The organism is Desulfonispora thiosulfatigenes DSM 11270, assembly GCF_900176035.1.
GTDB lineage: Bacteria > Bacillota > Peptococcia > Peptococcales > Desulfonisporaceae > Desulfonispora > Desulfonispora thiosulfatigenes.
Map to the genome: position 1 here is coordinate 128,734 of NZ_FWWT01000022.1, position 24,960 is coordinate 153,693.

21 protein-coding genes are annotated in these 24,960 nt (G+C 31.1%); all 21 read left to right on the forward strand.

Annotated elements, in window-relative coordinates; all coding sequences use genetic code 11:
• Position 1 precedes the first annotated feature (1 nt).
• The 21 genes from rseP to B8965_RS09600 all read left to right on the forward strand — a co-directional run bounded on the left by rseP (position 2) and on the right by B8965_RS09600 (position 24,783).
• A complete protein-coding gene (rseP, locus tag B8965_RS09500; protein WP_084053960.1) occupies positions 2 to 1,051 on the forward strand; it encodes an RIP metalloprotease RseP in 1,050 nt (349 codons plus the stop codon).
• A 13-nt stretch (positions 1,052 to 1,064) separates the two neighbouring features.
• Positions 1,065 to 2,138, forward strand: a complete 1,074-nt coding sequence (ispG, locus tag B8965_RS09505; RefSeq protein WP_084054269.1) for a flavodoxin-dependent (E)-4-hydroxy-3-methylbut-2-enyl-diphosphate synthase — start codon at positions 1,065 to 1,067, stop codon at positions 2,136 to 2,138.
• The gene (locus B8965_RS09510) at positions 2,125 to 3,828 is read left to right on the forward strand and encodes a proline--tRNA ligase (RefSeq protein ID WP_084053961.1); all 1,704 of its coding nucleotides are present in this window, start codon (positions 2,125 to 2,127) and stop codon (positions 3,826 to 3,828) included. The genes ispG and B8965_RS09510 overlap by 14 nt, the downstream gene beginning before the upstream one ends.
• A 14-nt stretch (positions 3,829 to 3,842) precedes the next feature.
• Positions 3,843 to 4,469 carry a glycosyltransferase family 2 protein gene (locus B8965_RS09515; protein WP_084053962.1) on the forward strand — a complete coding sequence of 209 codons (627 nt, stop codon included), beginning with the start codon at positions 3,843 to 3,845 and terminating at the stop codon, positions 4,467 to 4,469.
• Between the two features lie 10 nt (positions 4,470 to 4,479).
• Positions 4,480 to 5,157 carry an MgtC/SapB family protein gene (locus B8965_RS09520; protein ID WP_084053963.1) on the forward strand — a complete coding sequence of 226 codons (678 nt, stop codon included), beginning with the start codon at positions 4,480 to 4,482 and terminating at the stop codon, positions 5,155 to 5,157.
• Between the two features lie 243 nt (positions 5,158 to 5,400).
• Complete coding sequence (locus B8965_RS09525; protein WP_242941975.1) at positions 5,401 to 8,910, forward strand: PolC-type DNA polymerase III; 3,510 nt, start codon at positions 5,401 to 5,403, stop codon at positions 8,908 to 8,910.
• 139 nt (positions 8,911 to 9,049) lie between these two features.
• Positions 9,050 to 9,505 (forward strand): ribosome maturation factor RimP, encoded by a 456-nt coding sequence (rimP, locus tag B8965_RS09530; RefSeq protein ID WP_084053965.1) that lies wholly within the window; start codon positions 9,050 to 9,052, stop codon positions 9,503 to 9,505.
• Between the two features lie 25 nt (positions 9,506 to 9,530).
• On the forward strand, positions 9,531 to 10,610 hold the full coding sequence (nusA, locus tag B8965_RS09535) for a transcription termination factor NusA (protein ID WP_084053966.1): 1,080 nt from the start codon (positions 9,531 to 9,533) through the stop codon (positions 10,608 to 10,610).
• 2 nt (positions 10,611 to 10,612) lie between these two features.
• Positions 10,613 to 10,876, forward strand: coding sequence for an RNase P modulator RnpM (rnpM, locus tag B8965_RS09540; RefSeq protein WP_341451716.1), 264 nt, complete (start codon positions 10,613 to 10,615; stop codon positions 10,874 to 10,876).
• Entirely contained in the window at positions 10,866 to 11,168 is a 303-nt protein-coding gene (locus B8965_RS09545) for a L7Ae/L30e/S12e/Gadd45 family ribosomal protein (protein WP_084053968.1), read from the forward strand. Before rnpM ends, B8965_RS09545 begins: the two co-directional genes overlap by 11 nt.
• Positions 11,169 to 11,189: 21 nt before the next feature.
• On the forward strand, positions 11,190 to 13,322 hold the full coding sequence (gene infB, locus B8965_RS09550) for a translation initiation factor IF-2 (protein WP_084053969.1): 2,133 nt from the start codon (positions 11,190 to 11,192) through the stop codon (positions 13,320 to 13,322).
• A gap of 14 nt (positions 13,323 to 13,336) precedes the next feature.
• Positions 13,337 to 13,726, forward strand: a complete 390-nt coding sequence (gene rbfA, locus B8965_RS09555; RefSeq protein WP_084053970.1) for a 30S ribosome-binding factor RbfA — start codon at positions 13,337 to 13,339, stop codon at positions 13,724 to 13,726.
• Positions 13,704 to 14,678: a DHH family phosphoesterase gene (locus B8965_RS09560; RefSeq protein ID WP_159446321.1), complete on the forward strand. Its 975-nt coding sequence runs from the start codon at positions 13,704 to 13,706 to the stop codon at positions 14,676 to 14,678. Before rbfA ends, B8965_RS09560 begins: the two co-directional genes overlap by 23 nt.
• Positions 14,679 to 14,703: 25 nt before the next feature.
• Positions 14,704 to 15,564 (forward strand): tRNA pseudouridine(55) synthase TruB, encoded by an 861-nt coding sequence (gene truB / locus B8965_RS09565; RefSeq protein WP_159446322.1) that lies wholly within the window; start codon positions 14,704 to 14,706, stop codon positions 15,562 to 15,564.
• The gene (locus B8965_RS09570) at positions 15,564 to 16,493 is read left to right on the forward strand and encodes a bifunctional riboflavin kinase/FAD synthetase (RefSeq protein WP_084053973.1); all 930 of its coding nucleotides are present in this window, start codon (positions 15,564 to 15,566) and stop codon (positions 16,491 to 16,493) included. The genes truB and B8965_RS09570 overlap by 1 nt, the downstream gene beginning before the upstream one ends.
• Before the next feature lie 197 nt (positions 16,494 to 16,690).
• On the forward strand, positions 16,691 to 16,960 hold the full coding sequence (rpsO, locus tag B8965_RS09575; protein WP_084053974.1) for a 30S ribosomal protein S15: 270 nt from the start codon (positions 16,691 to 16,693) through the stop codon (positions 16,958 to 16,960).
• Between the two features lie 124 nt (positions 16,961 to 17,084).
• The gene (locus B8965_RS09580; protein ID WP_084053975.1) at positions 17,085 to 19,211 is read left to right on the forward strand and encodes a polyribonucleotide nucleotidyltransferase; all 2,127 of its coding nucleotides are present in this window, start codon (positions 17,085 to 17,087) and stop codon (positions 19,209 to 19,211) included.
• A 99-nt stretch (positions 19,212 to 19,310) separates the two neighbouring features.
• Positions 19,311 to 20,027, forward strand: a complete 717-nt coding sequence (locus tag B8965_RS09585; RefSeq protein ID WP_084053976.1) for a polysaccharide deacetylase family protein — start codon at positions 19,311 to 19,313, stop codon at positions 20,025 to 20,027.
• A 26-nt stretch (positions 20,028 to 20,053) separates the two neighbouring features.
• Positions 20,054 to 21,166 (forward strand): D-alanyl-D-alanine carboxypeptidase family protein, encoded by a 1,113-nt coding sequence (locus B8965_RS09590; protein ID WP_084053977.1) that lies wholly within the window; start codon positions 20,054 to 20,056, stop codon positions 21,164 to 21,166.
• A gap of 108 nt (positions 21,167 to 21,274) precedes the next feature.
• On the forward strand, positions 21,275 to 22,534 hold the full coding sequence (locus tag B8965_RS09595; protein WP_242941976.1) for a M16 family metallopeptidase: 1,260 nt from the start codon (positions 21,275 to 21,277) through the stop codon (positions 22,532 to 22,534).
• Between the two features lie 86 nt (positions 22,535 to 22,620).
• Positions 22,621 to 24,783: a hypothetical protein gene (locus B8965_RS09600; protein ID WP_084053978.1), complete on the forward strand. Its 2,163-nt coding sequence runs from the start codon at positions 22,621 to 22,623 to the stop codon at positions 24,781 to 24,783.
• The last annotated feature ends 177 nt before the right edge of the window (positions 24,784 to 24,960 follow it).

Below are 24,960 nucleotides of genomic sequence, written 5' to 3' on the forward strand. Positions count from 1 at the left end.
TTTGCAAACAGCGATTTATGCTATTTTGATTTTTAGTTTACTTATCTTTATTCATGAGTTTGGTCATTTCTTTGTAGCTAAACTTGTTGGAGTAAGGGTAGAAGAATTTAGTATAGGAATGGGACCTAAAGCTCTTGCTTTTAAAAAAGGTGATACACAGTATTCTGTACGTCTACTTCCAATAGGTGGATATGTGAAAATGACTGGTGAAACAGGTGAAGATGAGGAGAGCGATTTAAGTCCTGAAGATCCCAGAAGATTTAATAATAAAACTGTATTACAAAGAGCAGCGGTAATTATTGCTGGGCCACTAATGAATTTCTTGTTGGCTATTTTGATATTTACATTTATTTTTAGCTCGATAGGGATGCCTTTTTATAGTTCACAAGTAGATGATGTTGTAGCAAATAGTCCAGCAGCAAAAGCAGGATTATTAAAAGGTGATAAAATTATTTCTGTTGATGGAAAAGAAGTAAATGAATTAAATGAAGTTATTCAATTAATTCATGGAAGATCAGGAGAAAATATTAACTTTAAAATTGAGAGAGATGGTAAGCAACATAATATTGTCATAGCACCACAGTATGATCCTGAACAAAAAGCAGATTTGATTGGAATTATGGCTACAGACCCTGAGTGGAAAACTTATAGCTTTTCACAAAGTATAGGTAAAAGTGCTGAACAAACATATCAAGTAATTAGCTTAACTCTTTCCGAAATTTCTAAAATGATCACTGGTAAAGTAGGAACTGAAGGGGTAACAGGTCCAGTTGGAATTGTAAAAATCATTGGTGATTCTGCAAAAGTAGGAATACTTCCGATATTAAACCTAACTGCTTTAATATCTATTAGTTTAGGCCTTATGAATTTATTACCAATTCCTGCTTTAGATGGTAGTAGATTAATATTCTTACTTATCGAAGGTTTACGAGGTAAGCCAATTGACGCAAAAAAAGAAAATTTAGTTCATTTTGTGGGCTTTGCATTATTAATGATGCTTATGATTTTTATTACTTATAAAGATATTATGGGATTAGGCAATATAGGATAAGGTGATTAATATGATTAAAAGAAGAGACACATTAAATTTTAAAATAGGTTCAGTTGGTATAGGATCAAAGTATCCTATATCAATTCAATCTATGACTAATACGGATACAAGAAATGCTGAAAAAACACTAGCACAAATAAAAGAACTTTCATCTAATGGGTGCGAAATCATAAGAGTAGCTGTTCCAGATGATATAGCAGCCACTAGTCTTAAAAAAATATGCATGGAAAGCCCAATACCTGTAATAGCTGATATTCATTTTGATTATAAATTAGCGCTAAAAGCTATGGAAAATGGTGTTCACGCTCTTAGAATAAATCCAGGAAATATTGGTAGTGAGCTAAAGGTAAAAGAAGTAGTAGAGTCTGCCAAGTATTATGATATACCTATTAGAATTGGTGTAAACGCTGGGTCTTTAGAAAAAGGTTTATTAGAAAAGTATGGAGTTACGCCTGAAGCTATGATTGAAAGTGCGTTATATCATATAAATTTATTAGAAAGACAAAACTTTAATAAGATAAAAATTTCATTGAAGTCTTCTAATGTTCCTTTAATGATAGATACTTATAAAAAAATAGCAAATCAAATACCTTATCCTTTACATATTGGAGTAACAGAGGCAGGAACTATGAAAGGTGGCACAATAAAGTCTTCTATCGGAATTGGAGCTTTATTATCAGATGGTATAGGAGATACTATAAGAGTATCATTAACTGGAAACCCTCTTTTAGAGTTACCTGTAGCAAAACAAATACTAGTTTCATTAGGTCTTAAAAAACAAGGTGTAGAAATTATATCCTGTCCTACTTGTGGGCGAACTGAAATAGATCTTGAGTATTTAGCAAATGAAGTAGAAAAATACACTGCTAATATGAAGGAAAACCTAAAGATTGCTGTCATGGGCTGTGTCGTGAATGGACCTGGAGAAGCTAAAGAAGCTGATTTAGGAATAGCAGGGGGAAAAGGACAAGGTTTAATTTTTAAAAAAGGCGAAATAATTGCTAAAGTAAAAGAAGATGAACTTTTAAGTACATTATATAAAGAGATTGAAGATATGAGGAGATGTTTTAAAAATGAGAATGAGTAATGCTTTAATACCAACTCTAAGATCAACACCAGCTGAAGCTGAAATAATTAGTCATCAATTACTTTTAAAAGCTGGTTTTATAAGAAGAGGAGCAGCAGGTATTTATACATATATGCCTTTAGCATATCGAGTGCTTAAAAAGATAGAAGGTATAATTAGGGGGGAAATGGATAATGCAGGAGGTCAAGAAGTTTTACTACCAATTATTCAGCCTGCAGAGCTTTGGATAGAATCAGGAAGATGGCAAGTATATGGAGACGAAATGTTTAGGGTAAAGGATAGACACAATCGCGACTTTTGTCTGGGACCTACGCATGAAGAGATAATTACAGACTTAGTGCGTGGAGAAGTTAGTTCTTATCGTCAATTACCACTATATTTATATCAAATCCAAAATAAATATAGAGATGAAAGAAGACCTCGTTTTGGCTTAATGCGTGGAAGAGAATTTATCATGAAAGACTTATATTCTTTTGATCTTAATGATGAAAATTTAGATAAAAGTTATAAAATAATGTATAAAGCCTATGAAAATATATTTACAAAATGTGGTTTAAATTTTAGACCAGTTGAAGCTGATTCAGGTGCTATTGGTGGAAGTACAACGCATGAATTTATGGTTTTAGCTGATAGTGGTGAAGCAGAGATAGTTTATTGTAGTAGCTGTGATTATGCTGCTAATACAGAAATCGCAGCTTGTACCCCTGAAAAACCTAAAGATAGTGAAGAATTAAAAGAAATTCAAAAAGTAGAAACTCCAGATCAAAAAACAATTAATGAAATTTCTGATTTTCTTCAAATATCGCCTTCAAAATGTATTAAAACATTATTCTTTACAGCTGATGAAGAAGTAATTGCAATTTTAATACGTGGAGATCGTACTATTAACGAAATCAAGGTGCAAAAGATTCATCCATGCAATAACTTAGGACTAGCCTCTGAGGAAGAAGTACAATCTATTACTAACAGTTCACCTGGATTTGTGGGTCCAGTGGGGCTAAAAAATGTAAAAATATATGCTGACTTAGAAGTAGAGCATATTATAAATGGCGTATGTGGTGCAAATGAAGACGGCTATCATTTAATCAATGTAAACTTAAATAAAGATTATAAAGTTGAATGCTTTGCTGACCTACGCTTAATAGAAGAGGGAGAATTATGCCCAAAATGTCAGGAAAGTTTAAACTTCGCTCGTGGTATTGAAGTTGGACAAGTATTTAAACTTGGAACTAGATACAGTGAAGCTTTAAATGCTACGTATTTAGACTCAAACGGAAAAAAACAAATAATTCATATGGGTTGTTACGGAATTGGGGTTTCTAGAACTTTAGCAGCTACTGTAGAACAAAATAATGATGAAAATGGAATCATTTGGCCGAAAACAATTGCACCTTACCAAGTAATTATAATACCTGTTTCAGTAAAGGACGAGGAACAAGTAAGATTAGCTGAAGAGTTATATAAACAGTTACAAGAAAAAGGTGTGGAAGTTATTTTAGATGATCGTAATGAAAGAGCAGGAGTTAAATTTAAAGATGCAGATTTAATAGGAATTCCTGTAAAAATAACTATTGGTAAAAAAACTGCAGAAAATAATATGATAGAATATAAATTACGAACTGAACCAGAATTTATAGAAGTGAATTATGAAGAAGTGGTACAAAAAACCTTAGCATATCTAAACGATTGATTTGGAGGCCTATTATGAAAGTTAGTATAATAATTCCTGCTTATAATGAAGAAAAAAATATAGACAAGGTTTTAAGCGTAGTGACAAAGGTTGTTGAACCACAAAAGATAATTGTAGTTAATGATGGGTCAACAGATAATACGCTAAAAGTTGCTCAGTCTTACCCGGTGAAAGTTATTAATTTAACAAATAACCAAGGTAAAGGCGGAGCAATGATGGCCGGAGTTAATTATACTAATGATGATTATGTGCTTTTTTTAGATGCGGACTTAATAGGTTTAACTAATGAACATATAGAATTATTAATAAAAACAGTACAAGATGAATATATTGATATGGTAGTAGGTATATTTGAAAGCGGAAGAAAAAGCACTGATTTAGCACAAGTAGTAGCACCTTTTTTATCAGGGCAAAGGTTAATTAAAAAAGAACATCTATATAATATAGAAAACTTAAATACAGCAAGGTTTGGCGTAGAAGTTGCTTTAACTAAATATGCCCATAAAAATAATTTAAAAGTTAAGGAAATTGTGTTAAAAAATTTAACACATGTCATGAAAGAAGAAAAATTAGGATTTACACGAGGATTTGCATATCGACTAAAAATGTATTGGGAAATAGCTAAAAAGGTAACTCACTAGGAGTGATTTAATGACCTGGGAACTTGAGATAACAATTAGATTATTATTAGCTGCCTTATTAGGTGGGTTAATTGGGATAGAAAGAGAAACACTTAATAAATCTGCAGGTTTTAGAACTCACACACTTGTATCAGTAGGGTCTTGCTTAATAATGATTGTCTCAATTTCTATGTATTTAAATTACCCTCCTGACATTAACTCCCCAAGGGGAAGCGACCCTGCGAGAATGGCTGCTCAAGTAGTAAGTGGAATTGGTTTTCTAGGTGCAGGAACTATTTTGCGCTCGGGAACTGGTGTTAAAGGACTTACTACTGCAGCTACACTTTGGGTAGTATCAGGACTAGGTCTTGCGGTTGGATCAGGACTTTATTTTCCGGCTATTATTACCACCATAATTGTCTTTATTTCTTTAGTTTATTTTGCTAAACTAGAAGATATTGTTGCTGAGAAAAAGAGACTATTTTATGTTACAATTGACATTGATGATAGTCCAGGACAAATTGGATTATTAACGACTATTTTGGGTAATTTAAATATTAAAATAAAAAAGATTGAGTTAAAACAAAATTTTAGTTCGGGTGTTGCTGAGTTAGAATTATTAGTCATACTACCTGCTACTATGTCTACTAAGCAAGTTAGTACTATTTTAGAAAACATGGATGGAATTCATAAAATTTCATTTCAATAGTGAGTATGAATTATATGATTAGTGGTGATGGTAATGCATGTTTGTAGTTTTCCACAGGAGTTTTATAAAGTACCGAAAATACCAGAAGAAGTACAAACTTTTCTGGCAAACATGAAAATATGTAAAGTCTCTGTTTCCCAAGTAAAAAGTACTTGGGAAATAACTTTTTTATGTAGCAAAATTCCAAATATATATATTTTAAATGAGTGTAAAAAATGTTTAAGATATATATTTCCTGGAGTTATGAATTTTATTTTAAGTCCTAAACTTGAAAAGAACTTAAGTGCAAGAGAATTTATTATTAGTAATTGGGATAGTTTGCTAGAAATATTAGGTGATAAATTCCCAAGCACTAAAGGCTGGCTTGGAACTAGTAATTATGATTTAAAAGCAGAGAATACAATTGATATAAGATTTAATTCGTTATTAGCTATTAAATATTTGCAAAAGAATGGATGCAAAGTATATTTGGAAAATTTTTTAGCTAATTTAATTGAAGAAAAATTCACAATTAATTTTAAATACGATCCTAGTTTAAAAAATGAACAAAGTGAAACTCAAAATATTGATGAATTAGTTGCAAAATCAGTAGAAGTAAATCATATAGAAATAAAACCCAATATTTCAACTAGACAAGGAAAAATAAACAATACAACAAAACCAACATCTAAAGCAGTAATTATGGGTAAAGAGATAAGACAATTAGAACGTAATATCCAAGAAGTAACTGAAGAAGAACCTAATATCGTAATTGCTGGGAGACCATTTGCGATAGAAGTAAAGGAATTAAAAACAGGTAGAGCCATTTTAAGTTTTAGTGTTACTGACTTATCTGATTCATTAACATGTAAGGTAATCCAAGATGGTAAACTAATAGCTGAAATTCAGGAAAAATTAGCTAACTCTAAAAAGGTGAAAGTTAAAGGAACAGCGCAAATTGATCGTTATTCCCAGGAGTTAGTGATAATGGCCAGGGATATTAATACTCTAAAGCTAGATGAAAGGGAAGATTTAGCTAGTGAAAAGAGAATAGAATTACATCTTCACACAAAATTCAGTTCAATGGATGGAATTTCTTCGGCTAAGGATTTAATTAAGCAAGCTGCCAAATGGGGGCATGAGGCAATTGCCATCACAGACCATGGCGTAGTACAAGCCTTTCCAGAAGCCCATGATGTAGGAAAAGCTAATAATATTAAAGTAATATATGGTATGGAAGGATATATATTTGATGATATTAATCCCAATAACGCTAATAATCAGAAGAAGCAAAATTATCATTGTATTATTTTAGTTAAAACAATGGAAGGCTTGAAAAATTTATATAAATTAGTAACAGAGTCTCATTTAAATTATTTTAAAAGAGTACCTAGAATTCCTAAAAGTTTGCTAAATGAGATGCGTACGGGTTTGATTATTGGTAGCGCGTGTGAGGCTGGAGAATTAATTCAAAGTTATTTAAAAGATGACGATCCAGAAAGGCTCATAAATATTGCTCAGTTTTATGACTTTATCGAAATTCAACCTAGAGGAAATAATTACTTTCTTCTTAGAAATGGACAATTAGAAGATAAAGAGCAATTAACAAAATTAAATACTGATTTATATAATTTAGGTAAAAAACTTGATATACCTGTTGTGGCAACAGGTGATGTACACTTTTTGCATCCTGAAGATGAAACATTTAGAAAAATTATCATGACCGGCAAAGGTTTCTCTGATGCTGATGATCAGCCACCTTTGTATCTTAAAACTACTGAAGAAATGTTGGCAGAATTTTCATATCTTGGAGAAACTGAATCAAAAGAAGTAGTAATAGATAATCCTAAAAATATTTCAGATCAAATTGAAGAGATCATCCCAATTCCAGATGAATTCTATCCCCCAGAAATTGAGGGAGCTGAAGATGATATTTATGAAATGGTTTATAAAAAAGCACATGAATGGTACGGAGAAGAATTGCCCTCTATTGTAGAGGCAAGAATAAAAAAAGAAGCCACAGCAATTATTGATAATGGTTTTGCTGTACTTTATTTAACCGCTCACAAACTTGTTAAAAAGTCAAATGAAGATGGATATCTAGTAGGATCAAGGGGCTCAGTAGGGTCATCCTTTGTAGCAACACTATGTGGCATAACTGAAGTTAATCCACTAGAACCACATTATAGATGTCCTGAATGTAAATATACAGAATTTATTACAGATGGCTCAGTTGATTCTGGGGCAGATTTGCCTGAAAACAAATGTCCAAAATGTAGTAGTGACTTTATAAAGGATGGTCATAACATACCATTTGAAGTCTTTATGGGTTTTAAAGGAGATAAAGTACCAGATATTGATTTAAACTTTTCAGGAGAATATCAAGCAAGAGCACAAAAGTATACAGAAGAGCTATTTGGAAAGGATAATGTATTCAGGGCGGGAACAATATCTACGATTGCAAGTCGTACAGCATTTGGATTTGTGAAAAACTATTTGGACGATAAAAATATAGTATCGCGTACTGCTGAAATCGGTAGGTTAGTAGATGGTTGTACGGGTATTAAAAGAACCACTGGCCAACATCCAGGGGGATTAATGGTTATTCCTAAAAGTGTAGATGTTCATATGTTTACACCACTTCAACGACCTGCAGACGATGTTAAATCTGATATTATTACTACACATTTTGATTATCATTCTATTAGTAGTCGTTTAGTAAAGTTAGATAATCTAGGACATGATGATCCGACAGTTATAAAAATATTGGAGGACTTAACTGGAGTAAATGCAAAAACCATTTCTTTAAGTGAGCCTAAAACAATGAGTTTATTTTGTTCTACAAAAGCCTTAGGGATAACCGAGGAAGAACTAGGATCCCCTGTAGGTACTTATGGGATACCTGAATTTGGTACAAAGTTTGTCAGACAAATGTTGGTTGATACAAAACCTACTACATTTTCTGAACTTGTACGGATAAGTGGATTTTCTCATGGAACAGATGTATGGATAAATAATGCTCAAGATTTAATTAAAAGTGGTACGGCACAGTTATCTGAAGCAATTTCAGCTCGTGATGACATCATGATTTATTTAATTCAAAGAGGAGTAGAATCCAGTACAGCATTTAAAATAATGGAGGATGTCCGTAAAGGAAGAGGAGTATCACCAGAATTTGAGCAAGTATTATTAGAAAATAACATACCTAAGTGGTATATAGAATCTTGTAAAAGGATAAAGTATATGTTCCCAAAAGCCCATGCAGTGGCATATGTCATGATGGCCTTTCGTATTGCATATTTTAAAGTGTATTATCCATTAGCCTTTTATACCGCCTTTTTCACAGTACGTGCAGATGAATTTGATGCAGAGCTAATTTGTAAAGGTGTTAATAGTATAAGAAATGAAATAAAAAACTTAACTGATAAGGGACACTCGGTCTCTCAAAAAGAAAGTAAACTTCTAACTATAATGGAGATAGCTCTCGAAATGTATTTAAGAGGTTTTGATTTTCAAATAGTATCACTTAAAAAGTCAGATTCTAAAAATTTTCAGATTGAAGGAAATACTATAATTCCACCTTTTGCAGGATTACAGGGGGTCGGAGTACAAGCATCTTTAAATATTGCTAATGCACGAGCAGAAAAATACTTCACTTCAATTGAAGATTTAAGAATAAGAGCTAAACTAAGTAAGACTGTTATTGATAATTTAAGGGAACATGGATGTTTAAATGAATTGCCGGAAACAGACCAATTGTCATTATTTAGTTGATGTTGCCAATGTTTGAGCAGTATGATATAATACAGTAAGATTATTTGATATTTAATGGAAGAATGGTTTTTGAGAAAGAGTGGGTGTTTTTGCCCACTCTTTATATTTTATATTAATTTTTTTGGAAGGAGTGGTTTTTTTGGCAAAGGTTGAGGAAATAATATATGATATGGCTGATCCAGTTATAAGTGAACTAGGTTTAGAATTAGTAGCTGTCGAGTATCTTAAAGAAGGATCCGAGTGGTTCTTAAGAATATATATCGACAAAGAAGAAGGTATAGAATTAGATGACTGCGAAAAAGTAAGCCATTTAATAAGTGATAAATTAGATAACTATGACCCTATTACTCAGGCATATCATTTGGAGGTATCTTCTCCTGGCATAGAACGTCCTCTCAAAAAGACTAAAGACTTTTTAAGGTTTTTAGATCATCTAGTGCAAATAAAAACGTACGCAGCAATAGAAAACAAGAAAACATTTACAGGAATACTTAATTTTGCAGATGAAGATCAAATAATATTAATAGAAAATGATGTTAAAATAACTATTCCTCGAGAAAAAATAGCTAAGGCTAATTTAGTTTGGGAAGGATGAGTTAATTGAGCAGGAGGTTTATAAAGTGAATTTAGAGTTTATAGATGCTTTAAGTGAGTTAGGAAAAGAAAAAGGGATAGAAAGCGACATAATTATTGAAGCTATAGAAGCAGCATTAATTTCTGCTTATAAGAAAAACTTTGGGTCACTACAAAATGTAAGGGTACATATAGATAGACTTAGTGGAGAAATTAAAGTTTTCGCTAGAAAAAACATAGTAGAAGAAGTTTTTGATGATAGAGCAGAGATTTCATTAGAAGATGCACTGAAAATAAAGCCTAATTATGAATTAGACGATATAGTAGAAGAAGAAGTAACCCCTAGGGATTTTGGAAGAATAGCAGCTCAAACTGCAAAACAAGTCGTAATACAACGAATAAGAGAAGCTGAAAGAAATATCATTTATGATGAATTTTGTAATCGTGAAACCGATATTTTAAATGGAACTGTTCAAAGAGTAGAGCAAAAGAATGTATTCATTGATTTGGGAAAAATTGAAGCAGTGCTGTCACCAACAGAACAAATGCCGGGAGAAGCTTATAAAATCAATGATCGCCTAAAAACGTACATAGTGGAAGTAAAAAAGACACCTAAAGGACCCCAAGTTTTAGTGTCAAGAACACACCCAGGATTATTAAGAAGATTATTTGAATTGGAAGTTCCAGAGATTCACGATGGAATAGTAGAAATAAAGTCTATTTCAAGAGAAGCTGGTTCGCGTTCAAAGCTTGCTGTACACTCTCATAATGAAGAGGTTGATTCTGTCGGTGCTTGTGTGGGACCTAAAGGAATGAGAGTACAAACCATAGTTACAGAACTAAAAGGTGAAAAAATTGATATAGTTAAGTGGAGTCCAGATATAGCTGTATTTATTTCTAATTCACTTAGTCCTGCAAAAGTTGTTAGCGTAAATGTAAATGAAGAGGAAAAAAAAGCATTAGTTATAGTTCCTGATTATCAATTATCTTTGGCAATCGGTAAGGAAGGACAAAATGCGCGTTTAGCAGCCAAGCTAACAGGCTGGAAAGTTGATATAAAAAGTGAAACACAAGCAGAAGAATTAGGATTAACTATTGCTAATAATAGTGAAAATCTGGAGGGATAATCTTGCAAAAAAAAATTCCTCAACGTATGTGTATTGGTTGTCAAACCATGTTCGAAAAAAAACAGTTGCTACGAATTGTAAAAACTCCTGAAGGAGATATAATCATAGATCCTACAGGTAAAAAATCAGGACGTGGTGCATATATCTGTTCTAAAAAAGAATGTTTAAATACATCCTTAAAGTCTAAAAGACTAGAAAAAGCATTTAAATCTAAAATTCCTGAAGATTTATATAATACACTAGAGGAGTATTTTAATGAACGTTAAAAATAGCATTTTAACCTTACTAGGATTTGCTCAAAAATCTAATAATATTATTTCAGGAGAAGCGGCAGTAAAAGCAGTTATTGTTCAGGGTAAAATTAATTTATTAATTTTAGCTGAAGATTTATCTGAAAACAGAAAAAAACATTGGAGATATTTAGCGGAAGATTCTAATGTTCCCTGTATTGATGTTGGAACAAAACTACAACTAGGAATTGCAATGGGTGTTTCACCACGTTCAGTCGTTGGAGTAACGGATGAAAAGATGGCAAAGGCAATTAAGGCTAAGATGTAGTTATATCTTGGAGGTGGTTTAATGAGCAAAATAAGAGTTCATGAATTAGCTAAAGAACTAGAAGTAAGCAGTAAAGATCTTCTTGCAAAAATAGAAGATATCGGTATAAATGTGAAAAATCATATGAGTACTTTACCTGCAAATGAAGCAGAGAGGATAAAAGAGTCTATGAAAAAAACTGAAAATAATGATATAACTAAATCTGTAAAACCAGAGACGGATAATGAGGCTATACCTAAGGTAAAAAGTGAGCCCCAAGGCTTTAAAGAAAATAAAGGTAACTTTAATAAAAACAATAAAAATAATAACAATAACAGAAATAATAAAAATAAATTTATGGGTAAAGGCAAAAATAAAGGGAAACATAAACATATATCTCAACCAAAAGAAGTAATGCCTGAAGTGAAAAGACACGTAGTAATTGAAGAGTCTATAAGCGTTCAAGATTTGGCTCATCAACTAGGTAAAAAGGCAACTGAAGTAATTAAGAAGTTAATGGTTTTAGGATATATGGCAACAATTAACCAGGAACTAGATATTGAAACGGTTATGATAATAGCAGAAGAATTTGGCGCAACTGTTGAAGTAAAAACAAGCAAAGAAGATGAGTTATTTGCTGAAATAGAAGAAAGCCCAGAAAACTTACAAAATAGGCCACCAGTAGTAACTATAATGGGTCATGTTGACCATGGAAAAACATCATTATTAGATAAAATAAGAGAAGCAAATGTTACGGCGACAGAAGCAGGTGGAATAACTCAACATATAGGTGCATATCAAGTTGAGTCTAATGGTCAAAAAATAACCTTTTTAGATACACCAGGTCACGAAGCCTTTACAGCAATGCGTGCGAGGGGTGCAGAAGTTACTGATATCGCAATTTTAGTTGTTGCGGCTGATGATGGAGTTATGCCTCAAACAGTTGAAGCTATTCACCATGCAAAAGCAGCAGAAGTACCTATTATAATTGCAATAAACAAAATGGATAAACCAGATTCAAATGCTGACAGAATTAAACAAGAGTTGACTGAATATAATCTTATCTCCGAGGAATGGGGAGGAGATACTATTATGGTTCCAGTTTCAGCTTTAACTGGAGATGGGATAGGTACATTATTAGAAATGATTCTTTTAGTTTCTGAAGTTCAAGAGCTAAAAGCTAACCCTGACAGAAATGCACGTGGAATTGTAATAGAAGCTGAATTAGACAAAGGCAGAGGACCAGTCGCTACTTTACTAGTTCAAAGTGGAACAATGAAAATTGGAGATTTTCTAGTTGTTGGAACTACTCAAGGTAGAATTAGAGCTATGCTTGATTATAAGGGCAGAAATATTAAAACAGCTGGACCATCAGCTCCTGTAGAAATATTAGGATTATCAGATGTTCCAAGTGCTGGAGATGACTTCATAGTAGCAGATAATGAAAAATTAGCTAAACAAGTAGCTGAGAGAAGACAAAATGAAAGACATCATAAAGAAATTACTAGTCGTAACAAAATTTCATTAGATGATATATTTGCACGAATTAAAGATGGAGAAATTAAAGACCTTAATATAGTCCTTAAGGCAGATGTTCAAGGAACTATTGAAGCCTTAAAACAGTCTTTAGATAAATTAAGTAATGATGAGGTTAGGGTTAATATTATTCATGCTGGAGTTGGAGGCATAAAAGAAACGGATGTTATGTTATCAAGTGCTTCACATGCAATTATCTTAGGATTTAATGTTAGACCAGATAATAATGCTAAAAAAGTAGCTGAAAAAGAGGATGTAGATATTCGTACCTATAGGGTTATTTATGATGCGATTGAAGATGTGAAAGCAGCATTATCAGGATTATTATCTCCAGAGATAAAAGAAGTTGATTTAGGGCAAGCTGAAGTTAGGCAGACTTTTAAGGTACCAAAAGTAGGTACTGTAGCTGGATGCTATGTAATTGAAGGTAAAATACTTCGTTCTGCGAAGGTTCGAGTTGTAAGAGATGGCGTTGTTATGCATGATGGTAATTTAGATTCATTAAGAAGATTTAAAGAAGATGCTAAAGAAGTAGCAACAGGATATGAATGTGGAATTGGAATAGAAAGATATAATGATTTAAAAGAAGGCGATATCATCGAAGCTTACACATTCAAGGAAATAAAAAGAGAACTTTAATATGAGGTGTTTAGATGAAAAAAGTTCGTACAGATCGCATAAGTGAAGAAATTAAAAGAGAATTAGCTCAAATTGTACCTGGGAGAATTAAGGATCCACGAGTTACTGGATTAGTTAGTATCACAGCAGTAGAGGTAACAAATGATTTAAGCTATGCAAAAGTCTATGTAACACGCTATGGTAATCAGACACAAGAAGAAAAAGATAGTTTGCTAAAAGGGTTAGAAAAAGCTAGCGGTTTCATTAGAGGTGAATTGGGAAAAAACATTAAAATTAGACATGTACCTCAACTACTATTTACCTTAGATACTTCTTTAGAATATGGGGCAAAGATAGATTCTTTAATTAATAAAGTAAAAGAACCAAAGGATGAAAGTAATAATGGACATTCAGAAGATAATTGATAAATTAGCTAATAGCAAAGAAGTGGGAATCATCTCTCATCTAAGTCCCGATGGAGATGCTTTAGGTTCCCAACTTGCTTTAGCTTTAGGATTAGAAAAAATGGGCATTAAAACTATATTGATTAATAAAGATTTTGTCCCGGAAAATTTATCCTTTTTACCGAGTTCCCAAAGCATTAAACCTTTAGAAAGTTTCACCAATATTCCTGAAGTTTTAGTATTTGTAGACTGTGCTACTATGGAAAGAACAGGTTATGATACCGATGATATAAATACTAATAAAATCTTCACTATAAATATTGATCATCATATTAGTAACTCTAATTTTGCCAGATATAATCTTGTGAAAAATCAAGCAGCTGCAACCGCAGAAATAATATATGATCTTTTAAGCCTCTTGCAAATAAAAATGGATAAAAATATAGCTACTTCATTATATACAGGCCTTAGTACAGATACAGGCTCTTTTATGTATGATAATGTAACTCCTACAACGCATAAAGTAGCTGCAGACTTGATTAAATATGGTGCAGATACTAGTAAAGTAAGAGTTAACTTTTATGAGAATATGAGCCGTAATAAAGTGGAATTATTAAAACAAGGTTTAAGTAATTTAAACTTTTCTGTAGATGGAAGGATTGCATGGATTGCTTATGATTTAAAGTCATTTGAAGAATTAAATCTTTCTAGTACCGATGCAGATGGAATGATAAGTTATGTAAAAAATATATCAGAAGTTGAAGTTGCCATGGTTTTTAAAGAGGTACAAACAAATTTATATAAAGTTAGCATGCGCTCAAAAAGTTGGTTTGATGTAAATGAATTAGCTTCATTATTTGATGGTGGCGGACATGTTAGAGCAGCGGGATGTACCATTAAAGGTGAAATCAATGAAAATATAAAAAAAATAGTTGAATCATGTCAACAAATCATGATGAGGGGAGGTTTCTAAAATTAGTTATTGTGGAATAATTAATGTGTTGAAACCCCCGGGTCTTTCATCTCATAGTGTGGTAAACAGAATTAGAAAAATCTTAAATATAAAAAAGGTGGGCCATACGGGAACGCTTGATCCAGATGCAGTGGGTGTGTTACCTATTTGCGTAGGAAAAGCTACAAGGCTTGCAGAATATTTGACAGCAGATAATAAAACTTATAGAGCTGTGATAGGTTTTGGGAGCGAAACTGATACTCAAGATGCTACTGGTAATGTTACCTATGAGGCAAATCTTCCTAATTTAAGTTATGGAGAATTTAATGAAATATTACAAAAGTTTAAAGGAAATATTGAACAATTGCCTCCAATGTATTCGGCAATAAAAAAAGACGGTCAACCACTATATAAACTTGCACGCGAAGGAATAGTTGTTGAAAGAGAAATAAGAAAAGTAGAAATATATAATATAGATTTATTTAGTTACAATAATAAACAAGCCTTGATAAATGTTAGCTGTAGTAAAGGAACATATATTAGAACCCTATGCCAAGATATTGGAAGAGCAGCTCAATCTGCTGCTCATATGGTTTTTTTACTTAGAACAAAATCAGGAATTTTCAACATAGAAAAATCTTTTACTTTAGATGAAATTTCTTTGCTAGATCCAAATGAATTTTTAATTAATCCCATTAATTGTTTAGATGATTTTCAAGAAATTGTTGTAGAGGGAAAAACTCGAATTGATGTACTGCATGGTAACAAAATTTCTATTGATAATTTAGATATTCCTAGTATAAGTAATAATAAATATAAAATTATTGATAAAGAAAATAATTTATTAGCAATAGCTAATAAAAAGAATAATTTTATTCAACCAGAAAAGGTTTTTGGTGATGTGTAATGAAAGTATTTAAATCATTAGAATCGGTTGAAAAAGAAAATAAACCTTTAGTGATTACGTTAGGAAATTTTGATGGTGTACATTTAGGTCATCAAAATCTTATTAGTTCAGCTATGGAAATAGCTAATGATATAGATGGAGAAGTAATGGTTTTTACTTTTTCACATCATCCTCAAATGATTTTAGGGAAAAAATTGAATTTAATTAATACCTTTAATCACAAGACTAAATTAATTGAAGATTTAGGGGTTCATAAATTATTAGCACCTCCTTTTACTAAAGAAATAGCGAGGTTAGCACCAAAACAATTTGTTAAGGATGTTTTGCATGATTTATTAGATGCAAAACATATAATAGTAGGATTTAATTATTCTTTTGGTTATCGTGGAGAAGGTAAAGCTGATGATTTAGTTAATCTAAACAATAAATATGGAATAAAAACAACTATTATAAGTCCATTTTATGTTGAAAATGAGGTAGTAAGTAGTACAAGAATAAGAGAATATTTACTACAAGGCGATATAGATAAGGCAAGTCAGTTATTGTCATATAAACCTAGACTAAGTGGCAAGGTAGTTCATGGTAACAAATTAGGTCGGTCCATAGGCTTTCCTACGGCAAATTTAGCTTGGGAAAAAGGACTTATAATACCAGCTTGTGGAGTATATGCTGTAGAAATAGATATCGGAGGCATTAGATATCAAGGTGTTTTAAATATAGGCTATAAACCTACAGTAACAAGAGATAAAAGATTAAGTATAGAAGTAAATCTGCTTGATTTTTCTAAAGATATATACAATCAAGATTTAGAAATTATTTTTAATAAGAGATTAAGGGGAGAAAAAAAATTCAATAATCTTGATGAACTAAAGACTCAAATCAGTGAAGATGTCTTAAAAACACGAAGTATTTTTAAAACTAATATTTAATAAATTATTGAACGTTATTTGATATTATTTGATCAGATTTAAAGAGGTATGTGTTATTTGTTTTTTATAGACAAATAACTTGCAAATAGTACTTTTATTTAATATAATTACAAGGTCTTAACCATGAGCTAGGATTAGTGAAACTCCAACTCTTTTCGTGGCTAATGGGGTTATATTTAATTGGGAGGTGAAACACAATGGCTTTAAACAATGAAAAGAAACAAGAATTAATCAAAAAGTTTCAAGTACATGAAAATGATACTGGTTCTCCAGAAGTTCAAATTGCAATGTTATCTGAAAGAATTAATTACTTGACAGGGCATTTAAAGGAGCACAAAAAAGACTTCCATTCACGTAGAGGTTTATTACAGATGGTTGGTAAAAGAAGAGGTCTTTTAAACTATTTAATTAAAAATGATATTGAGAGATATCGTAAAATTATTTCTGAACTTGGAATTCGTAGATAATTTCTTTAAAGAGCGGTTTTTACCGCTCTTTAAGTATTTCTAGACATAAAAGAAGGACATACTAGCAATAATAACGAAATAGATAGATATTTAATAATAACATTTAGGAGGTAGTTAAATTTTTATGGAAGTACTTGAGCCTATACGTAAAAGTATAAATATTGGTGGTAGAGAGCTCACTATGGAAACCGGAAGGTTTGCAAAGCAAGCAGGTGGATCAGTTTATATAACTTATGGAGACACTGCAGTAATGGCTACTGCAACAGCTTCTAAAGAACCTAGGGACGGAATTGACTTTTTCCCTTTAACTGTGGATTATGAAGAAAGATTCTATGCAGTAGGTAAGATTCCTGGAGGTTTTATAAAAAGAGAAGGTAGACCAAGTGAGAAGGCCATTTTATCCAGTCGATTAATTGATAGACCTATACGTCCTCTATTTCCTAAAGGATATAGAAATGATGTACATCTTGTTCCTACTGTAATGTCTGTCGATCAAGATAATCCCCCAGATATTTTAAGTATGGTTGGTGTATCTGCAGCATTACATATTTCTAGCATTCCATTTTTAGGACCTATTGCTGCTGTAAGTGTTGGTTTGATTAATAATGAAATAATTATTAATCCTTCTGTAGAACAAACTAATGAAAGTAAATTACACCTGGTAGTAGCAGGTACAAAAGATGCTGTTATGATGGTTGAAGCAGGAGCTAATGAAATTTCTGAAGAAACAATATTAGAAGCTATTATGACAGGTCATGAAGAAATTAAAAAGCTTGTTCAGTTTATTGAAGAATTTAGGGAAGAAGCATTAAGTAAAGGTCTTGCTAAAGAAAAAGAAGAACCTGTACTTTCAGGATTTCCTCAAGAAATAGATGAACAAATACGAGAATATGCCCAAGAAAAATTAACAGAAGCTATTAAGACTTTAGAAAAACAAGAAAGAGAAAAAAATATTAAAGCGGTAAAAGAAGAAACAGTTGCACATTTTGAAGAAATCTTCCCTGAAGATATTAAAGTTATAAAAGGTGTTCTAGATGTAATGACTAAAGAAATTGTGCGTAAGTTAATTACCGTTGATAAATTACGTCCAGATGGAAGAGCCTTAGATGAAATTAGACCGATAACATGTGAAATTGGAGTTCTCCCTAGAGCACATGGAAGTGGATTATTTACAAGAGGTCAAACTCAAATTTTATCAGTAGTTACCCTGGGTGCTATTGGTGAAGAACAAATAATAGATGGTTTAGGAACTGAAGAATCAAAAAGATATATTCACCATTATAACTTTCCACCTTATAGTGTAGGCGAAGCAAGACCTATGCGTGGACCAGGTCGTAGGGAAATAGGTCATGGTGTATTAGCTGAAAGAGCATTAGTTCCGATGATTCCAACTGAAGAAGATTTTCCATATACAATTAGAGTAGTATCAGAAGCATTAGAATCTAATGGTTCTACATCTCAAGCAAGTATTTGTGGTAGTACTCTTTCTCTTTTAGATGCCGGTGTACCTTTAATAAAACCAGTAGCAGGAATTGCCATGGGATTAGTTAAACACGAAGATTACTTTTCAATTTTAACTGATATTCAAGGTATGGAAGATGCTTTAGGTGATATGGACTTTAAAGTAGCAGGTACAAGAGAAGGCGTAACAGCTATTCAAATGGATATTAAGATTAGTGGTATATCAAAAGAAATATTAAAAGATGCATTAGAACAAGCTAGAAAAGGACGCTTATTTATTTTAGATAAAATGGAGAAACTAATTAATAAACCACGCGAAGAATTATCTCCTTATGCTCCTAGAATCATAACAATGAATGTGCATCCTGATAAAATTAGAACAGTTATTGGTCCTGGTGGCAAAACTATTAAAAAGATTATTGATGAAACAGGAGTAAAAATTGATATAGAAGATGATGGAAAAATATTTATTTCTTCAACTGATCTAAAGGCTGCTGAAAATGCTATAAAAGTAATAGAAAACTTAACAAAGGATTTAGAAGTAGAACAAATTTATTTAGGTAAAGTAACACGTATTACTAAATTTGGTGCTTTTGTAGAAGTGTTACCAGGTAAAGAAGGATTAGTTCATATTTCTCAATTATCCGCTGAAAGAGTTGAAAAGGTAGAAGATGTTGTAGCAGTAGGAGACGAGATCTTAGTAAAAGTAGTTGAAATTGATAGACAAGGAAGAGTAAATTTATCTAGAAAAGTGCTATTAGCAGAACAGAATAAAGAAGACCAAAAATAAACCGATAATTAGTTCGGTTTATTTTTTTTGTGTATTCTATTACTATTATTCGCACTATAGACATATTAATAAGATAAAGAAAAAAGGAGGGAAAATAAAATGAAATTTATTTTATTATCTAAAAAAAGGTTAGTATATGGTGCGGTAGTAGTTTTAATATCAATTATAGCATTAGCAGGTATGTTTATAATGCTCTCAAAAGATGCAGTACCCACATTACAAATGGATCCATACTATCAGGGTAATATAAATGATCCTAACGTAGCTTTAACCATTAATGTAGATTGGGGCGAAGAAATTATACCTGGTATGTTAGATGTATTAAAAGAAAAAAATGTTAAAGCAACCTTTTTTATTACAGGGCGTTTTGCAGATAAGTTTCCTGATATTATAAAAACTATTGTTAAAGAAGGCCATGAAATTGGTAATCATGGATATTCTCATCCTCATCCTGATCAAATATCAGTAGAAGAAAATAAAAATGAAATTTTAAAAACACATAATATTCTAAAGAATTTTACAGATGATGATATTAATTTATTTGCTCCTCCTTATGGTGAAAGAGGTCAAAATTGTTTAAATGCATGTAAAGAATTAGGATATAAAACAATATTATGGACTGCAGATACTGTTGATTGGCAAGTACCAGCCCCTTCAGTTAGTACCCTGGTAGAAAGAGTAACGGGAAAAAAATTAACTAATGGTGCAATAATTTTAATGCATCCAAAAGCACATACTTTAGAAGCTTTACCTCAGATAATTGAAACAATTGAAAAAAAGGGGTATGTATTAAAAAAGGTTTCTGAAATATTATAATTGTACATAAGGAGAGTCAATATTTTATGAAAACTTCTAGAAAATTATTTATTTTCTTATTATTAATTATAGTATTATTTTCACAAACTAGAGTCAGTTTTGCAGCTAATTTAACCGTTACTGCTGAATCTGCAGTTTTAATAGATGCTGATACAGGAAAAATCATCTTTAGTAAAAATCATCTTGAATCAAGACCTCCTGCAAGTACGACAAAAATTTTAACTGCTATATTAGCAATTGAAAAGGCTAAATTAAATGATGTAGTAGAAATTTCAAAAAGAGCAGCGTTAACTGGCGAGTCAAGAATAAACTTAGTAGAGGGAGAAAAAATAACATTAGATAATCTTTTGTATGGGGCTTTGCTTAAATCTGGTAATGATGCGTGTGTAGCTATAGCAGAACATGTTTCACCCTCGGTAGAAGATTTTGTTTATCTTATGAATCTAAAAGCAAAACTATTAGGTTGTTACAAATCTAATTTTGAAAATACTAATGGATTACCTAATGAAAACCATTATAGTTCAGCATTAGATTTAGCTTATATTACACGTTTAGCACTCAGGAATGAAACTTTTGAAGAATATGTCAAGACTCCTTATAAAACTATTGAATGGACTGATAGTGGTAGGAAAAGGCAAGTTAAAAACACAAATAGATTATTAAATAGTTATATGGGAGCAAATGGAGTTAAAACGGGAACTACTAATAAAGCTGGGCAATGTTTAGTAGCTGCAGCAAAAAGAGATAATAGACAATTAATAGCTGTAGTACTTAAGAGTCAAAATAGATTTTTAGATGCCAGTAATATGCTTGATTTAGGATTTAATCACTATAAAAATTCTCAAATAGCCAAAAAAGATTATATAGTAAGCACGACTATAAATGGTAAAAAGGTTCCCTTTAAGTTAAACGATAATTTGTTTTTAACACTTGAAAATAATGAAGAAGTAGATGTAACTAGTCAGATTATTTTAGATAAAAAAGAAACAATACAAAAAGGAGAAAAGGCAGGAATAATTAAATATTTTAATAATGAAAACTATGTAGGAAGCGTATCTCTCATATCCCTTGATAACATAGATATAAGTAAGGATAAAAAAATGTTTAAAATTAAGGATATTTTGAAGGGAAAACTTTAATACTAGAGAATAGGTAATACTATAAGTTGACCTTAGTTGGTGTTTATACTTACTAAGGTTAACTTGTATTTATATCGGATAATATTAAGGAGGACATACTAATTAAATATGACTATATATAAAAAGAGTAAATTAACTAATGGAATACGAGTAGTAACAGAAAAAATACCTTATGTTAAATCCGTCTCTGTTGGGATATGGGTTGGAGCAGGTTCACGTTTTGAAGATGCTAAAAATAGTGGGATATCACATTTTATTGAACATTTATTATTTAAAGGCACTGAAAAAAGAAGTGCTAAAGAAATAGCTGAAGCATTGGATACTGTTGGTGGACAACTCAATGCCTTTACTTCAAAAGAATATACTTGTTTTTACGCTAGGGTTTTAGATGAACATTTAGATATCGCTTTAGATGTATTATCAGATATGTTTTTTAATAGTAAATTAAAAGAGGAAGATATAGATAAAGAGAGACAAGTTATAATAGAAGAAATAAATATGTATGAAGATACACCTGATGAAATTATTCATGATATTTTCACTAAGACTGTTTGGCCAGAACATCCATTAGGACGAGCTATTTTAGGAACGGAAGAAAGTTTAAATTCTATCACAAGACAAGATATAATTGAGTATATGAATAAATTATATAAACCAGACAATATTGTTTTGGCTTTAGCTGGTAATGTAGAACATAATGAAGTTTTAGAACAATTAGAAGTTCTTTTTGGCTTTTTAGAGAATGAAAAAAGTAAAAAAACGATTATAGTTCCTGATTATAAAGCGACACTTTTAAATACGTATAAAGATATAAATCAAGTACATATATGTTTAGGAACACCAGGCCTTGCTCAAGATGATCCAAAACTCTATGAACTAGCTATTTTTAATAGTGTATTAGGTGGGAGCTTAAGCTCTCGTTTAGTGCAGGAAATCAGAGAGGAAAGGGGACTTGCATACTCTGTTTTTTCATATCATTCGGCTTTTATTGATACAGGTCTCTTAAACTTTTATGCAGGTACAAGACCTAGTAATTACGAAAAAGTAATTAAATTAATTTTTGAAGAAAGTCAGAAAATAGTAAAAGAAGGTATCACCGACAAGGAATTATATAAAACAAAAGAGCAATTAAAAGGGAGTTTATATTTAGGTCTAGAAAGTGTTTCAAGTAGAATGACTAGAATTGGACGCTCTTTATTATGTTTAGATGAAATTTTAACTCCAGAAGAAACTGTAGAAAAGGTCGAAAAAGTTAAGCTTGATGATATAAGAGAATTAGCAAAAACATTATTAGCACCGGAAAATTTTTCTATTACCACAATTGGACCTATCAAAGATATGAAAGACAAGGATTATTATTTAAATTAAAATATAATATACTCCCAGGATGTGTATTTTTTCTTGAAATATAGAAAAGATAAGATATAAACATATCCTAGGGAGTATTTTTATTGATGAAAAAGAAAAAACTATACCTCGTTTTTTTTATTTTATTTATCTTTTTGTCATATGGAAGTAATTATGGTCATGCACAAGAGCAAAATAAACAAATAATTATTACAATTGATGGTTTAACAGTAGAAGAGTTTTTCAATTTATCTAGTTTGAATTTAAATAAAGAAATCGCATATGGTTTAGTAAGTCCTTATACAAAAGGAAGGTTAGGTGATCTTAATCAATATATTACCCTAGGTCTAGGTAGAAGAGTTGATATTGGAGGTAATAAGAGTACAGAAGCTTTTAATGCTGATGAAATTATCAATGAAAAAAGAACTAGTGATATTTATTTTGAGCAGACTGGATTAAAGTCTAGCTTAGAAAACCTATGCTTACTAGATTTTCCTGATAGGTTCAATAAGATAAGAGAACTAAGTAAGGTAGAGCACTTTGGTTATTTAGGAAGTGAGTTAAAGGCTAATAATATTTCGCGCTTAATTATTGGCGATACTGATTTATATGATATAAATAATAGGTATACTCCCTATCTAATATGCGATCAAAATGGGTTAGTTGATAAAGGGATAATGGGTGACAAAATCCAAAGAACTGAATCTATTGGTTTAGCTTTTTATCCCCACAATTATACTGTTATTAAACAAAAATTTCTTGAAAATAAAGATAAATCAGAGTTATTAATTCTAGAATTTGGCGATATTTTGAAATTAGAAAAAACTAAAAATAGCTTTAGTGAACAAAGATTATTAGATTTAAGAAAAAGTCTTATAAATCAAATCGATTTAAGTGTTAAGGATATTTTTGAAAATGTTAATTTTGCCAATACTAGAATTATAATTTTAGTTCCTAATCTAAGTAATACTAGTAAAAATCCTAAAGGCTTGTTTCCAATAGCGATTAGTGGTAAAGGAATAGAAAATTCAATTTTAGTTTCAGCAACAACTCAAAGAACGGGTATTATTTCAAATGTTGATCTTGCTCCAAGCATTTTAAATTATTATGATATTAAAATACCTTCATGGATGGAAGGAGATAATATCTTAACGGTTAATAAAAATAATCCTAAAACATATTTAGAAAAACTAAATAATAAAACTAATTTTATCTATGAAGCAAGACCTATTATCCTAAAAATGTATATATTTATTCAGATATTTATAATTAGTATTTTTTCAGTATTATTGATAAAAAAGGTAGTATATTCTTCACTATTTTTAAAATTATTTGTTTTTAGCCTAATCATACCAATTTCATTATTATGGATAGCAATTTTCCCAGTTTTAAATTATTTTAGTTTCATTATAAATTTTATTATAATTTCCTCCATTATTATGCTTATTTGTTTTGTATCAGCTAAGTTATCGAGAATAAATATATTAACCTTTATTTGTCTTTTTTCTTCTTTTAGTATTTTGCTAGATGTTTTTTTAGGATCGAAGTTAATGAAATTATCCGTACTAGGATATTGTCCCATTAGGGGAGCGAGATTTTATGGGTTAGGAAATGAATATATGGGTATTTTAATTGGTTCATTAATAATGGGATTATCTTTATATCTAGAAAAGAAAAAGATTACAAAGACAAAGCTTTTAGTTACCGGTGTCATCTTTTTAATATGTTTACTTTTTATTGCTTTACCTAGTTTAGGAACAAATGTCGGTGGTACTATGGCTGCTTTCGTAGGTTTTAGCATAGTGTTACTTAGGTTAGCTAACTTTCCTTTAAATTATAAATTGTTATTAAGTGTAGGAGGGTCAATGGTTATAGTTTTAATATTACTCTTTGTTTATGATATTTATTTAAGTCCAGGGCAAACATCTCATATAGGTAAATTTGCTGACTTAGTTAGAAATGGAGACTTTATTTCAGTTATAGATATATTTATAAGAAAAATTGCGATAAATATAAAACTAATTAGATATAGTAACTGGAGTATTTTATTTTTTGTTTCTATCTTAAGTTTAATTTTTGCTCTTTATAAACCCTTTGGTTTTATTAGTAAGATATATGATAGTTACCCTATATTATCTAAAGGATTTATAGGGGTGATAACAGCTAGTTTAATAGCATTAATATTTAATGACTCTGGTATCGTTGCTGCAGCTACGATGATGCTTTTTCCGATTAATATTTTACTTTATGTTGCTCAAAAGAAAATCTAAATTTACTCGTTGACATCATTCTATAATATGTTAAAATCGAACTTGATTGCTATATATACTAAAGGATAAATGTAGGGTAAAGGATAATGTCAGCCTTGCAACTAGCACAAAGAGTTGTAAGGCTGTTTTTTATTATTAATTTATATAAAGATAAATTAAACAAAAAAAATGAAGGAT